13 protein-coding genes are annotated in these 12,640 nt (G+C 61.4%); 7 read left to right on the top strand and 6 right to left on the bottom strand.

From position 1 onward, the window contains the following. Window positions 1-5 precede the first annotated feature (5 nt). On the bottom strand, window positions 6-1,199 hold the full coding sequence (pobA, locus tag BLU52_RS18875) for a 4-hydroxybenzoate 3-monooxygenase (RefSeq protein ID WP_090285773.1): 1,194 nt from the start codon (window positions 1,197-1,199) through the stop codon (window positions 6-8). Window positions 1,200-1,376: 177 nt separating this feature from the next. Between pobA and BLU52_RS18870 the strand changes: the two genes are divergently transcribed. Next, the gene (locus BLU52_RS18870) at window positions 1,377-2,261 is read left to right on the top strand and encodes a helix-turn-helix domain-containing protein (RefSeq protein ID WP_090285771.1); all 885 of its coding nucleotides are present in this window, start codon (window positions 1,377-1,379) and stop codon (window positions 2,259-2,261) included. 136 nt (window positions 2,262-2,397) lie between these two features. Here BLU52_RS18870 and BLU52_RS26845 read toward each other — a convergent pair whose 3' ends face one another. Together BLU52_RS26845 and BLU52_RS18865 are read right to left on the bottom strand one after the other, a co-directional pair. Further along, complete coding sequence (locus BLU52_RS26845) at window positions 2,398-2,574, bottom strand: hypothetical protein (RefSeq protein WP_016773438.1); 177 nt, start codon at window positions 2,572-2,574, stop codon at window positions 2,398-2,400. Window positions 2,575-2,681: 107 nt separating this feature from the next. After that, window positions 2,682-3,611 carry a LysR family transcriptional regulator gene (locus BLU52_RS18865; protein WP_231987980.1) on the bottom strand — a complete coding sequence of 310 codons (930 nt, stop codon included), beginning with the start codon at window positions 3,609-3,611 and terminating at the stop codon, window positions 2,682-2,684. A gap of 114 nt (window positions 3,612-3,725) precedes the next feature. Between BLU52_RS18865 and BLU52_RS18860 the strand changes: the two genes are divergently transcribed. Both BLU52_RS18860 and BLU52_RS18855 read left to right on the top strand, forming a co-directional pair. Beyond that, window positions 3,726-4,604, top strand: coding sequence for an MBL fold metallo-hydrolase (locus tag BLU52_RS18860; protein WP_090285766.1), 879 nt, complete (start codon window positions 3,726-3,728; stop codon window positions 4,602-4,604). A 45-nt stretch (window positions 4,605-4,649) separates the two neighbouring features. Then, window positions 4,650-5,264: an NAD(P)-dependent oxidoreductase gene (locus tag BLU52_RS18855; protein ID WP_090285763.1), complete on the top strand. Its 615-nt coding sequence runs from the start codon at window positions 4,650-4,652 to the stop codon at window positions 5,262-5,264. 232 nt (window positions 5,265-5,496) lie between these two features. Here the strand turns inward: BLU52_RS18855 and BLU52_RS18850 are convergent, their stop codons facing one another. Continuing rightward, a complete protein-coding gene (locus tag BLU52_RS18850; protein ID WP_090285760.1) occupies window positions 5,497-6,378 on the bottom strand; it encodes a LysR substrate-binding domain-containing protein in 882 nt (293 codons plus the stop codon). Between the two features lie 228 nt (window positions 6,379-6,606). Between BLU52_RS18850 and BLU52_RS18845 the strand changes: the two genes are divergently transcribed. Further along, the gene (locus BLU52_RS18845; RefSeq protein WP_090285758.1) at window positions 6,607-8,244 is read left to right on the top strand and encodes a 5-guanidino-2-oxopentanoate decarboxylase; all 1,638 of its coding nucleotides are present in this window, start codon (window positions 6,607-6,609) and stop codon (window positions 8,242-8,244) included. Then, window positions 8,244-9,692, top strand: coding sequence for an aldehyde dehydrogenase family protein (locus tag BLU52_RS18840; protein ID WP_197677985.1), 1,449 nt, complete (start codon window positions 8,244-8,246; stop codon window positions 9,690-9,692). Before BLU52_RS18845 ends, BLU52_RS18840 begins: the two co-directional genes overlap by 1 nt. Before the next feature lie 229 nt (window positions 9,693-9,921). Here BLU52_RS18840 and BLU52_RS18835 read toward each other — a convergent pair whose 3' ends face one another. Continuing rightward, entirely contained in the window at window positions 9,922-10,851 is a 930-nt protein-coding gene (locus BLU52_RS18835; RefSeq protein ID WP_090285754.1) for an AraC family transcriptional regulator, read from the bottom strand. A gap of 336 nt (window positions 10,852-11,187) precedes the next feature. Here BLU52_RS18835 and BLU52_RS18830 point away from each other — a divergent pair, with 336 nt between their 5' ends. Together BLU52_RS18830 and BLU52_RS18825 are read left to right on the top strand one after the other, a co-directional pair. Beyond that, window positions 11,188-11,541, top strand: a complete 354-nt coding sequence (locus tag BLU52_RS18830) for an antibiotic biosynthesis monooxygenase family protein (protein ID WP_090285751.1) — start codon at window positions 11,188-11,190, stop codon at window positions 11,539-11,541. A 43-nt stretch (window positions 11,542-11,584) separates the two neighbouring features. Next, window positions 11,585-11,827: a hypothetical protein gene (locus BLU52_RS18825; RefSeq protein ID WP_090285748.1), complete on the top strand. Its 243-nt coding sequence runs from the start codon at window positions 11,585-11,587 to the stop codon at window positions 11,825-11,827. A gap of 4 nt (window positions 11,828-11,831) precedes the next feature. Here BLU52_RS18825 and BLU52_RS18820 read toward each other — a convergent pair whose 3' ends face one another. Then, window positions 11,832-12,461, bottom strand: coding sequence for a flavin reductase family protein (locus BLU52_RS18820; protein ID WP_090285745.1), 630 nt, complete (start codon window positions 12,459-12,461; stop codon window positions 11,832-11,834). Window positions 12,462-12,640: the final 179 nt, after the last annotated feature.

Genomic DNA, 12,640 nt, shown 5'->3' with positions numbered 1-12,640 from the left:
GGAAGCTATTCGATAGCCTCGTACGCAAGCCCGACGTAATTTTCTGCGATGGTTTTGCGCCCGGCTTCCGAGTCGACGAAGTAGTCCAGTTCCGCGGCGTTGATGCGCTGGTTGAACGCATCGTGATCGTCGAAGCGGTGCAGCATCGAGGTCATCCACCAGGAAAAGCGCTCGGCTTTCCACACGCGGCGCAGGCAGATTTCTGAGTACTTCTCCAGCAAGTCGGTGCGCCCGTCGCGGTAAACCTTGAGCAGAATATTGAACAGCGTGCTGACATCGCTGGCCGCCAGGTTCAGGCCCTTGGCGCCGGTAGGGGGGACGATGTGCGCGGCGTCGCCGACCAGAAACATCCGCCCGTACTGCATCGGTTCGACGACAAAGCTGCGCAGCGGCGCGATGCTTTTTTCGATCGACGGACCAGTGACCAGTTTCTCCGCCAGTGCGCTCGGCAAGCGGTTTTTCAGCTCGTCCCAGAAGCGCTCGTCGCTCCAGTCCTCAACGTTGTCATCAGCCGGCACCTGCACGTAATAGCGCGTGCGCGTCGGCGAACGCATGCTGCACAAGGCAAAACCGCGTTCGTGACGGGCGTAAACCAGCTCGTCGTGTACCGGCGGGGTGTCGGCAAGAATACCCAGCCAGCCGAACGGATAAACCCGCTCGAAGACCTTCAGGCAATCGGCCGGAATCGATTGCCGGGCGACCCCGTGGAAACCGTCGCAACCGGCGATGTAGTCGCAATCGACGCGCCAGGTTTCGCCATCCTTTTCAAAAGTGACGAACGCTTCGTCGCTTTTCATGCCGTGCGGAACGACATTGCTCGCTTGATAAATCGTCGGCGCGCCGGCCTCCCGACGAGCGGCCATCAGGTCGCGGGTGACTTCGGTCTGGCCGTAGATCATCACGCTCTTGCCGCCGGTCAAAGCGTGCAGGTCGATGTGCACCTGGCGTCCGTCGAGGGCCAGTTCGAAACCGCCATGGACCAGCCCTTCGGCGTCCATGCGCTGGCTTACCCTGGCCTGACGCAACAGCTCTACCATGCCTTGTTCAAGCACGCCGGCGCGGATGCGCCCGAGCACATAGTCGGGCGTTTGCCGTTCGAGGATAAGGGTGTCGATGCCAGCGTTGTGCAGCAACTGGCCGAGGAGCAAACCGGACGGGCCGGCGCCGATGATCGCGATTTGGGTTTTCAGCGTTTTCATTGTTTTTATGGCTCGCAAGCGTCACGCGGCAAACGCCGGTGAGGGTTTTTTATGGATCGAGTGCTTGCATTTTTCCCTTGCGGGTCTGTCAATTGAAGGTGAAAACTGAGCCGATACCTGTACATTCTGCCAATCGGTGCGATTATCGCCCACAACCCCGAGGCCTGGATTGAAGTGATGAACAAGCCTGAGCTGCCTTCGATTCCCGTGTTCAAGCTCTACGGTGAAAGCCTGGACTGGCCGACCCCTGACTTGCTGCACTGTGAAACCATTTCCTCACGCAGTCGCGAACACGAGTGGGAAATCAAACCCCATCGCCACGCCGATCTGTGCCAGTTGCTGTTCGTTTTCAAAGGTCAGGCAGAGCTTGAAATCGAGGGCCAGCGCACGCAATTGCAAACCCCGGCGATCCAGGTCCTGCCACCGCTGTCGGTGCACGGCTTTCGTTTTTCCGAGGACGTCGAGGGCTTCATCGTTACCCTCGCCACACCGCTGATCAACCACTTGCAGGCACAACTGGGCGATTCGGTGCACGCGCTGGCCAGCGCCGAGCATTACCCGGCCGGTGCGGACGGCGACTACCTCAACAGTCTGTTCAGCGCCTTGCAGGCCGAGTACAACAGCCATCAACCCGCGCGGGAAATGCTCATGCATTCGCTGGTCAGCGTGATCATGGTCTGGGTCAGTCGCCAGGCGATCGTGCGTCACAAAGCCAGTCAACGGCCGCAACGTCAGCGCGAATACCTCAATGGTTTTATTCAGTTGGTCGAAGAAACCTATCGCCAGCATGTAAAGGTCGAGGATCTGGCCCATCGCCTGGGCATTTCCGTCTCGCACCTCAACGGCACCTGCCGCGAACTGGCCGGGCAACCGGCGTTGCAGATCATGCACGAGCGCCAGTTACTGGAAGCCAAACGCTTGCTGACCTACACCAGCATGACCATTTACGAGATGTCGGAGCTGTTGGGGTTTTCCGACCCGACCAACTTCACACGCCTGTTCCGGCGTCGGGTGGGGATATCCCCGAAAGCGTTTCGTGATCGGCTGAAGGCCGAGCAGTAATCCTGCCAACATCACCAGACCCTGTGGGAGCTGGGTTGCCAGCGATAGGGGCGGATCAGGCGCCTGCAATGCTGAATGTCAGCCTGCAATCGCTGGCAAGCCAGCTCCCGCAGGGGCTCAATTCAAGCCCTACCCATCAGCGCAATGCATTGAGCGTCGCATTGTGCGGTATGCAGCGCTCGTAATTGCAGCTCGCGTACTCGCGCGGCAGCTGACGCAACTGTTCGACCCGCCAGGCCGCGGTGCCGTACAGCGCCAGCGTGGCGGCGCAGGTGATGAAAATAGCGGCGTATCTTTTTGTTTTGATGTTCATGGCGATGACCTCTGAACGACATACCCTGCGGTATTACTTTCAGCATAGGTCAGTAGGGGGCAGCTGCAAGCTTCGAGTTGTAAGCTGCAAGTTGAGTCATGACGGCGCTAGCTTGTCGCTTGTGGCTTGCCGCTTGCAGCTTCGTCCCATTGCGGATTTTCGGGGAAGCGTTCCGCCAGGAAATCCAGCAGGCTGCGCAGTGCCGCCGGCATGTGTTTGCGCGAGGCGTACACGGCATAGATGTTCATTTGCCGTGGTTCGGCGTGGGGCAGCAGGCGCACCAGTTCGCCGCTGTGGATATGCACCCCTGCCTGATAGGTCGGCAGCATCGCCACTCCGGCGCCGGCCAGTGTCGCGCGCAGCAGGGTGCTGGCCTCGTTGGCGCTGATGTTGCCCTGCACCGGCACCGAAACCGCTTCGCCATCTTCTTCGAAATGCCACAGGCTTTTGCCGAAATACGAATGGGTCAGGCAGTTGTGCCGACTCAACTCCTCGACCTGCACAGGCGCCGGGTGCTCCTGCAGATAAGCCGGCGCCGCGCAGACCACCGAACGGCACACAGTCAGGCGCCGGGCGATGAGGTTGGGGTCGAGATCGTTGCTGGTGCGAATCGCCAGGTCGATGCGCTCATCCACGAGGTTCACCGTGCGATCGAGCATTTGCAGATCGATGCTCACCCCCGGATAGCGCCTGACGTAGACCGCCATCGCGTCGGCCAGTTGCGCCTGACCAAACGAGGTGCTAACGCTGATCCGCAGCAGCCCGCGCGGCGCGGCGTCAGGTTCGCTGACGGCGGCCTGCATGTCGCTCGACAGTTCAAGCATTTGCCGACAGCGCGGCAGGATCTCGTTGCCGGCGGCGGTCAGGCTCAATTTGCGCGTGGTGCGGTGCATCAGGCGCGCGCCGACCCAGTCTTCCAGCTCCGCCAGATAGCGCGACACCACCGGCCGCGACAGGTCCAGTTGATCGGCCGCCGCCGACTGGCTGCCCAGATCGACCACACTGACGAACACCCGCATTGCTTGTAGCCGATCCATGATTTGCCCGCTTTCAGAAACAAACTATGTTCAAGCATCGCATTTTTTGTACTGAGTCAGGCAACTAAGCTCTGTCCCATCGCCAGCAACGGCATTCGCACAGCGGAGCAACAGATGATCGGCTTCACCACACTCAAACGCGTTGTACTCGCCACCGCAGCCCTCGGTTTCGCCGCGCACGCAGCGGCGGCCAACCTGACCCTCGACGTCTACAATCCGGGCACCCAGGCGATTTTCCCGGTGACCTCGGTGCTGGTCAGCGGCGAGAAAGAAGCCATTCTTGTCGACGCACAGTTCGGTAAATCCCAGGCGCAACAGGTGGTGGAAAAGATCCGCGCCAGTGGCAAGCAACTGACCACGATCTACATCAGCCATGGCGACCCGGATTATTACTTCGGCCTCGACACGCTGACCCAGGCCTTCCCGCAGGCCAAGGTGCTGGCCTCACAGCCGACCGTCGATCACATCAACCAGACCGTCGCCGGCAAACTGGCGTTCTGGGGCCCGAAAATGGGCGCCGACGTCCCGGCGAAAACCATCGTGCCCGGCGTGCTCAAGGGCGACAGCCTGATGCTCGAAGGGCAGAAATTGCAGGTGATCGGCCTGCAAGGCAAACAACCGGATCGCAGCTTCGTCTGGATTCCATCGTTGAAAGCGGTGGTCGGCGGCGTGGTGGTCGCCGAGAACATTCATGTGTGGATGGCCGACACCCAGACCGCGCAATCCCACGCTGATTGGCTGGACACGCTGGATTCAATCGAAAGCCTGAAACCGGCCACGGTTATCCCGGGCCATTACCTGGGCGACAGCAGCCGTTCGCTGGCCAGCGTCAAGTTCACCGCTGACTACATCAAGGCATTCGACGCCGAAACCGCCAAGGCCAAGGATTCTGCGGCACTGATCGCCGCGATGAAGAAACGCTACCCGTCGCTCGGCGAAGAAAGCTCGCTGGAGCTGAGCGCCAAAGTCGCCAAGGGCGAAATGGCCTGGTAAGCCGAATCCGCATACGCAGCACTCTCAAGCCAACTGGAGAACATCATGAGCAAGATTGCAATCATCGGTGCCACCGGCCGTGCCGGCAGCCAATTGCTGGAAGAAGCCCTGCGCCGTGGGCACAGCGTTACCGCCATCGCCCGCGATACGTCGAAGATCGGCAGCCGTGCCGGTGTGGTCAGCAAGAATGTCGATGTGCTCGATGCGACGGCGCTGCAGGACGCAGTGGCCGGTCACGATGCGGTGATCACTGCCGCGCATTTCGCCACCGTGCCAGCGACTGCGATTGTCGGGCCGCTGAAAAGCGCTGGGGTGAAACGCCTGCTGGTGGTCGGCGGTGCCGGTTCGCTGTTGTTGCCGGATGACACGCGGGTGATCGACAGCGCGGGGTTTCCGGCCGAGTACAAAACCGAAGCCAGCGCCGGGGCGGCATTTCTTGAGGCGTTGCGTCAGGAGAGTGATCTGGACTGGACGTTCCTGTCGCCGTCGGCGGAATTTGTCGAAGGTGAGCGCACGGGCACGTTTCGTGTCGGCAAGGATCATTTGCTGGTGAGTAGCGAAGGGCGTAGCTGGATCAGTTTTGCCGATTATGCGATTGCGTTGATCGATGAGTTGGAAACGCCGGAGCATGTGCGTCAGCGGTTTACTATGGGTTATTGAGTGAACCCTTTCCCCTCATCCCAGCCCTCTCCCAAGGGAGAGGGAGCCGACCGAGTTGTCTGGCGTTGATCGTTCCCATGCTCCGCGTGGGAATGCAGCCGGGGACGCTCTGCGTCCCTTCGCGCATCTGGAACGCGGAGCGTCCCTTGAGGCATTCCCACGCGGAGCGTGGGAACGATCAACGGTCAGTTCCCTCTCCCTGGGGAGAGGGTTAGGGTGAGGGAAAAAGGCCTCACCGCAAATGCGCCTGCTCAACCAGCCACAGCATCAACTCTTCCATTTGCGGCGACGGCTGCGCGCCGGCAGGCAGCACCACGTAATACGCCAGCCCCGTCTTGACCTTCAACTCAAATGGCATCACCAGTCGCTCGGCACGCAAGTCATCGCCGATCAGCGACCAGTCCCCGATCGCCACGCCCGTGCCATGCGAGGCCATCGACATCGCCTGATCCAGCGTCTCGAAATGCTGGCCGCTGCCCAAGTTGCTCAACAGCAAACCCGCCGCATCGAGCCACACCGACCAGTCCTGAATGTCGTGGGTCGGGTGCAACAACAGATGCTTCTGAAGATCCGACGGTGCATTCAGCGCGGGTGAACCGTTGAGCAGATGCGGCGAGCAGACCGGTGTCAGTTGTTCGTCGAACAAGTGCAGGGCGCCCGGCGAATGGTCCGGTGGCGGGCCATAGATCACGGCGGCATCGAACTGCTCGCGCTGAAAATCCACACCGTGTTGCAGCGAGGCCGTCAGTTTCACCGGCACGTCCGGACGTTCTTTTTGCCACTGCAGCAGGCGCGGCAGCAGCCAGCGCATCACGCAGCTTGGTGCCTTGAGTTGCAAAGTCTGATGTTTGAGCCCGATCTGCTCGGTCGCCTCGCTGATGAGCCCGAAGACTTTCTCCACCTGCGGCAGCCATTCACGTCCTTCGGCCGTCAGCGTCAGCCCACGGGCCAGACGGATGAACAACGGATAACCGAGCTGTTCTTCCAGCCCTGCGATCTGCCGACTCACCGCACCCTGAGTAATGTGCAACTGCTCGGCGGCGCGGGTGAAGTTGCAGCACTGCGCCGTGATCAGAAACGTATGCAGCGCGGGCAGGGGAGGCAGTCGTTTCATGGGAATCCGAGGTATGACGTGAGGACATGGCTAGTATGACTTTTAATCGATTGTTGCCGCTAGCGGCCGACCGTTCAATGAGCCCCAGTCAACGGCTTTCCTGTAGGAGTGAGCCTGCTCGCGATAGCGGTGTGTCCGTCACACAGTTGTTAGCTGACACACCGCTATCGCGAGCAGGCTCACTCCTACAAGAGACCGGGTTTTCAGCGAACAACAAGGGCAATCGACATGGCGACGTGTGGCGAAGTACTGGTCAAGTTACTCGAAGGTTACGGAGTCGAGCAGGTGTTCGGCATTCCCGGCGTGCATACCGTGGAGCTGTATCGCGGGCTGGCCCGTTCGAGCATCAACCATGTCACCCCACGGCATGAGCAGGGCGCCGGTTTCATGGCCGACGGCTATGCACGCACCAGCGGCAAACCGGGGGTGTGTTTCATCATCACCGGCCCGGGCATGACCAACATCACCACGGCGATGGGCCAGGCCTACGCCGACTCGATCCCGATGCTGGTGATCTCCAGCGTGCAGAGTCGCCACCAGTTGGGCGGCGGACGCGGCAAGCTGCACGAATTGCCGAACCAGAGCGCACTGGTCGCTGGCGTTGCTGCGTTCTCTCACACTTTGATGTCCGCCTCGGAATTGCCGGGGGTGCTGGCGCGCGCATTCGCCTTGTTCCAGGCCGGGCGTCCGCGTCCGGTGCACATCGAAATTCCATTGGACGTGCTGGTCGAGGACGCCGATGAACTGCTCGCCAGCCTGCCGGTGCATATCGATCGCGCCGGTGCCGCGCCGGCCGCCGTCAGCCGCATGACCGAGCTGCTGGCCACGGCGCAACGGCCGCTGATCCTTGCCGGTGGCGGCGCCATCGACGCCGCTGCCGAGCTCGGCAAGCTGGCCGAATTGCTCGACGCACCGGTGGCGCTGACCATCAACGCCAAAGGCCTGCTGCCTTCAACGCATCCGCTGTTGATCGGTTCGACGCAAAGCCTGATCGCCACCCGCGCGCTGGTCGCGGATGCCGATGTGGTGCTGGCGATCGGCACCGAACTGGCCGAGACCGATTACGACGTGACCTTCGCCGGCGGTTTCGAGATTCCTGGCAAACTGCTGCGCATCGACATCGATGCCGACCAGACCGTGCGCAACTATCCGCCGCACGTCGCATTGGTCGCCGACTCGCGCAACGCCGCGCAAGCCTTGCTCAGCGCCTTGTCGCACAAAGCGTTGGCCGAGCGCCGCAACGATTGGGGCCAGGTGCGCGCGGCGCGTTTGCGTGAAGAGCTGGCAGCGAGTTGGGACACACCGACCCTGGCGCAGACACGTTTCCTTGAAACCGTGCTGCAGGAATTGCCTGACGCGGTATTCGTCGGCGATTCGACGCAACCGGTATACACCGGCAACCTCACCTTCAACCCTGAACGCCCGCGACGCTGGTTCAACTCGTCAACTGGTTACGGGACGCTTGGTTACGCCTTGCCGGCGGCCATTGGTGCCTGGCTCGGTGGGCCACTTGAGAAAGGCATCCGTCCCCCTGTGGTGTGCCTGATCGGCGACGGCGGTCTGCAATTCACCCTGCCGGAACTGGCTAGCGCCGTCGAAGCGCGTACGCCGGTGATCGTCCTGCTGTGGAATAACCAAGGCTACGAAGAGATCAAGAAATACATGGTCAACCGCGCCATCGAGCCTGTCGGTGTCGATATCTACACCCCGGATTTCATCGGTGTGGCCAAAGCCCTCGGTTGTGCCGCCGAAGCGATCAGCTCGGTAGCGCAATTGCGCAGTGCGCTGCGTACGGCTACCGACCGGCAAGGCCCGACCGTGATCGAAATCGACCAGAACCAGTGGATGCAGGCGGTGGCCCAATGATCAATTTTCCAACCACACTCGACGGTCTCTACATCAACGGCCAATGGTCCGCCGGCCGCGAGCACTTACGGGTGATCAACCCGGCAACCGAAGCGCTGCTGACCACGGTCAATGGCGGTGACGAACTCGCGGTCGATCACGCCGTTACCGCGGCGGTAGCGGCATTCAAGGACTGGTCGCAAACCAGCGGCACCGAGCGCGCGGCGATTCTGCGCAATATTGCCAACGGCGTGCGCAACGGTCGTGAACACTTGATGAACCTGCAATCGAGCAACAACGGCAAACCGCTGTTCGAAGCGGCGATCGACGTCGACGATGTCATCGCTACCTTCGAGTATTACGCCGAACTTGCCGAAGGCCTCGACGCGCAGCGCGACACGAATGTGCCGCTGCCCAGCGATGATTTCAGTGCACGTCTACGCCGCGAGCCGTGCGGTGTGGTCGGGCTGATCGTGCCGTGGAATTTCCCCATGGTCACCACCGCCTGGAAACTCGCCCCGGCGCTGGCTGCCGGTTGCTGCGTGGTGCTCAAACCCTCGGAGGTCACGCCGCTGCCGGAGCTGGAGCTGGCGGTGATCATCGCCGAGTCCGGCTTGCCCAACGGCGTATTCAATCTGGTTTGCGGCACCGGCCTGGCCGTGGGCGCGCCGCTGTCGGCCGATCCGCGCATTGCCAAAATCTCCTTCACCGGCAGTAACGCCGTCGGCGTGCAGGTGATGCAGCGCGCGGCGGAAACGGTCAAGGGCGTAAGTCTGGAACTGGGCGGCAAGTCTTCGCTGCTGGTGCTCGAAGACGCTGATCTGGAGCTGGCGGTGGAGCTGGCCTGTAGCGGCGGTTTCTTCAATGCCGGGCAGATGTGCTCGGCCACCAGCCGCGTTCTGGTCGCCGATGAACTGGCCGATGAATTTCTCCAGCGCCTGCAACAGCGAGCGCAGGCGATTCGTGTGGGCGACCCGTTCGAGGCGGATGTGGAAATGGGCGCGCTGGTCAATCAGGCGCAATACCAGCGCGTGCTCGGGCACATCGATCGCGGCCTCAGCGCGGGGGCCAGATTGGTGTGCGGTGGCAATCGTCCGGCGCACCTGCCGCGCGGCTTTTTTTTGCAGCCGACGGTGTTCACCGAAGTGCCCCTCGACAGTGCGCTCTGGTGCGAAGAGATTTTCGGCCCGGTGTTGTGTGTGCGCAGTTTCAGCAGCGAAGCCGAGGCGATTGCGCTGGCCAACGACAGTCAGTTCGGCTTGGTCGCCAGTGTGGTGACGCGTAACGCCGAGGCCGCCGAACGGGTGGCCAACGCTTTGCAGGCCGGGCTGGTGTGGCTTAACGCGCCGCAGGTAATTTTTCCGCAGACGGCGTGGGGTGGTTACAAACAGAGCAGTATCGGTCGCGAACTGGGGCCATGGGGGTTGGCTGCGTTTCAGGAGATCAAGCATGTGGTCCGGGCGGTGTAGGAGCCTACCCTCACCCCAGCCCTCTCCCGGGGGGAGAGGGAGCCGACGGAGGTGTCTGGCGCTATACATCGACCTGAAAGATCGAGTCGATTATGGACTTGATGTATCTGATTCTGGATTCAGCACCGATATCTCAATTCGGCGAACCTCTTCAATATCCCCAATCAGTCCCCTCTCCCTCAGGGAGAGGGCTAGGCGGGCGGCGTTCCGATGAGGGGCTCTTGAAGGTTCACACCGACAGCCGCAACCGCGCCAGATCCCGCAACGGCGGCGCGCCAAACAGTCGGCTGTACTCGCGGCTGAACTGCGACGGGCTTTCATAGCCCACGCGATACCCCGCCGCCGACGCCTCCAGCCCTTCGGTCAGCATCAAGCGCCGCGCCTCTTGCAGGCGTAACTGCTTTTGGTACTGTAACGGACTCATCGCCGTCATCGCCTTGAAACGGTGATGCAAGGTCGAGACGCTGAGGTTCACTTCTTTGGCCAGGTCATCGATGCGCAGTGGTTGCTCGAAGTTGCCGTTGAGCCATTTGATCGCTTGGCTGATGCGATGGCTCTGGCTGTTGGCAATCGCGATTTCGTACAAGCGATGGCCCTGCGGGCTGCGCAATAGACGGTAGAGAATCTCGCGACGAATCAGCGGCGCGAGCATGGCGATGTCTTTCGGTGCATCGAGCAGTCGGGCCAGACGCAGCACCGCGTCGAGCATCGAACTGTCGATGCGCTCCACGTACAGGCCACGCCCGGTCGGCCGGGTCGGTACGCCCATCGGGCCGGCGTCGGCGATCAGCGCGGTGATTTCGGTCGGGTCGATATCCAGGCGCACGGCGAGGATTGGTTCGTCCGGCGAGACATTGACCACGCGCCCGCTCAGCGGCATCGAAACCGATACCACCAGGTAATTCAGCGGGTCGTAATTGAAGAATTCGTCGGCCAGCCGTACCTCTTTGCGACCCTGCGCCATGATGCACAGCGCCGGTTGCGCAAGCACCGGGGCGAAGTCGTGGGACTTGGTGTGGCGCGACATGAACAGCGAGCCGATGGCGGTCTGGTAGCTGCCATCGTCGCTGGTGTTGCGGCGGATGATCGCCGCCAGCTCCGCGCGCTGTTTTTCCATGTCAGCAGTGGGTTCGGCTTGAAAACGATCGAATGACGTCATGCACGGCATCCTCGGCAGGTGAGGTGGAATGCAGCAGAGCATAAGTTTGTGCAAGCGCGAGCGGTAGACACATTCTGTCAAATGCTTGCCTGATTCTGCCGGCGCTTGCCTGGCTGCCGAGCCACAGCAGGACGCAGCCCGGCAAACTTGCTTGATACACCGTATGACAAGCCTGTGACACGGATTTACAGCTTGTTACAGGTGCAGCGCGCAGCCACGCAGGATTGGGCAACTCGTCGACAGGAATCGACTAACGGCGCAAACGGCTCGGCGCTTAATCTTTGCTTCAGTCGCAGCCCGTCCCTGGCTGCCACGCGATTTCATGGAGGGTTGATCATGTCCAAGCAGATGCCTGTCAGTCATATGGCCTTCGTTCGTGCCCAGCCCGGGCGTTCGGCGGAACTCGGTGTGCGCCTGAGCGCGTTGATCGAAGTCTCACGATCGGCACCCGGATGCCTGAGTTTTTCCTTGCAACAATCGCAGTGCGATCCAGAGCTGTGGCTGGTGTCCGGGTTCTGGAGCAGTCAACAGATGATGACCGCTTATTTCAACAGCCCATCGATGGAAGTCTTCGCCGAGCTGGTGCAGGACCTGGTGGTCAACAGCCTCGATTTTCACACCTTCCGCGACGTCTCGGCTGCACAAGCCCTGCGCCAGTGCCCGGCGCCGGTACACAAACTCGTCGGTTGAGGGTTTAATGGCCGGCTTATCTGTCTGAGCCGGGATGTGTGACATGGCACGTAAAGAGTTCCAACGCTTCGAAGCGGTTTCCGCAGTGGTCCCCGTCGAGTTGGGCGGCAACAAGGGTTATTACGCGGCAATCGCGGTCAAGGCCCTGATCGATGGCGGTGCGCCACGCTTTCACAAACTGCTCGATGAGCAAGTGTTCCCCGGTGCCATTGCCGCCGACGACGCCGCGATCCATGAGCTGGACAAACTCAAGGGCGTCACTGATGACGCCGAGTTGATCTGGTAAGCGCTTACTTGCCCGCGCCCGGACGCCACATCTTGAACAGCGCCTCCGGCCCCAAGTGGAAATAGTCCGCCGGCCCGCCGCCGCGTAAAATCGGTTGGGCCGCGGCGGTGTCGTAGATGCCGTCTTTCAGCAACCACTTGGCGATGTGCACGGCGACCACTTCGCCGAGGATCAGCCAGCTCGGCACCGTTTCGCCATCGGCGCGCTGCAGCTGAATGATCTGCGTGACCTTGCACTCGAAGGACACCGGACTTTCCGCCACGCGCGGCACGGCGATCACCTTCGACGCTACGGTCGTCAATCCCGCCAGTTCGAACTCGTTCACCTCAGGCGCGACCATCGTGCAGCTCTGGTTCATCTGCTCGGCCAGCGGACGTGTGGCGAGGTTCCAGGCGAATTCGCCGGTCTGCTCGATGTTGTTCAGGCTGTCTTTGCGACCGACGCTGGAAAAGCCAATGATCGGCGGAATGTAGTTGAACGCGTTGAAGAAACTGTACGGCGCCAGGTTGAGCTGACCTTCGGCACTCTGCGAGGAAATCCAGCCGATGGGCCGTGGACCGACGATGGCGTTGAACGGATCGTGGGGCAGGCCGTGGCCGTTGGCGGGTTCGTAGAAGTGGATGTCATCGGGCATGGCGGGCGGTCCTGCGAAGTGTTTTTCGAGCGCTACATAGTGCAAGCCCACGTCGCAGATTTCCAGCCAGATGCAAATCCCCTGTGGGAGCCAGCCTGCTGGCGATAGCGGTGTATCAGTTACAAATGCATTGGCTGGTTTGGCGCTATCGCGAGCAGGCTCGCTCCCACAGGGTATGT

Source organism: Pseudomonas granadensis, from assembly GCF_900105485.1.
Lineage (GTDB): Bacteria > Pseudomonadota > Gammaproteobacteria > Pseudomonadales > Pseudomonadaceae > Aquipseudomonas > Aquipseudomonas granadensis.
The sequence above is the reverse complement of the archived record's forward strand: the minus strand, read 5'-3'. Positions and strand labels throughout refer to the sequence as shown.

What these genes read in the sequence shown, in the direction of transcription:
- BLU52_RS18855 (WP_090285763.1), top strand. Translation starts at nt 4,650, where the DNA reads ATGAGCAAGATTGCAATCATCGGTGCCACCGGCCGTGCCGGCAGCCAA.
- BLU52_RS18845 (WP_090285758.1), top strand. Translation starts at nt 6,607, where the DNA reads ATGGCGACGTGTGGCGAAGTACTGGTCAAGTTACTCGAAGGTTACGGA.
- BLU52_RS18860 (WP_090285766.1), top strand. Translation starts at nt 3,726, where the DNA reads ATGATCGGCTTCACCACACTCAAACGCGTTGTACTCGCCACCGCAGCC.
- BLU52_RS18825 (WP_090285748.1), top strand. Translation starts at nt 11,585, where the DNA reads ATGGCACGTAAAGAGTTCCAACGCTTCGAAGCGGTTTCCGCAGTGGTC.
- pobA (WP_090285773.1), bottom strand. Translation starts at nt 1,199, where the DNA reads ATGAAAACGCTGAAAACCCAAATCGCGATCATCGGCGCCGGCCCGTCC.
- BLU52_RS18850 (WP_090285760.1), bottom strand. Translation starts at nt 6,378, where the DNA reads ATGAAACGACTGCCTCCCCTGCCCGCGCTGCATACGTTTCTGATCACG.
- BLU52_RS18830 (WP_090285751.1), top strand. Translation starts at nt 11,188, where the DNA reads ATGTCCAAGCAGATGCCTGTCAGTCATATGGCCTTCGTTCGTGCCCAG.
- BLU52_RS18865 (WP_231987980.1), bottom strand. Translation starts at nt 3,611, where the DNA reads ATGGATCGGCTACAAGCAATGCGGGTGTTCGTCAGTGTGGTCGATCTG.
- BLU52_RS26845 (WP_016773438.1), bottom strand. Translation starts at nt 2,574, where the DNA reads ATGAACATCAAAACAAAAAGATACGCCGCTATTTTCATCACCTGCGCC.
- BLU52_RS18820 (WP_090285745.1), bottom strand. Translation starts at nt 12,461, where the DNA reads ATGCCCGATGACATCCACTTCTACGAACCCGCCAACGGCCACGGCCTG.
- BLU52_RS18870 (WP_090285771.1), top strand. Translation starts at nt 1,377, where the DNA reads ATGAACAAGCCTGAGCTGCCTTCGATTCCCGTGTTCAAGCTCTACGGT.
- BLU52_RS18835 (WP_090285754.1), bottom strand. Translation starts at nt 10,851, where the DNA reads ATGACGTCATTCGATCGTTTTCAAGCCGAACCCACTGCTGACATGGAA.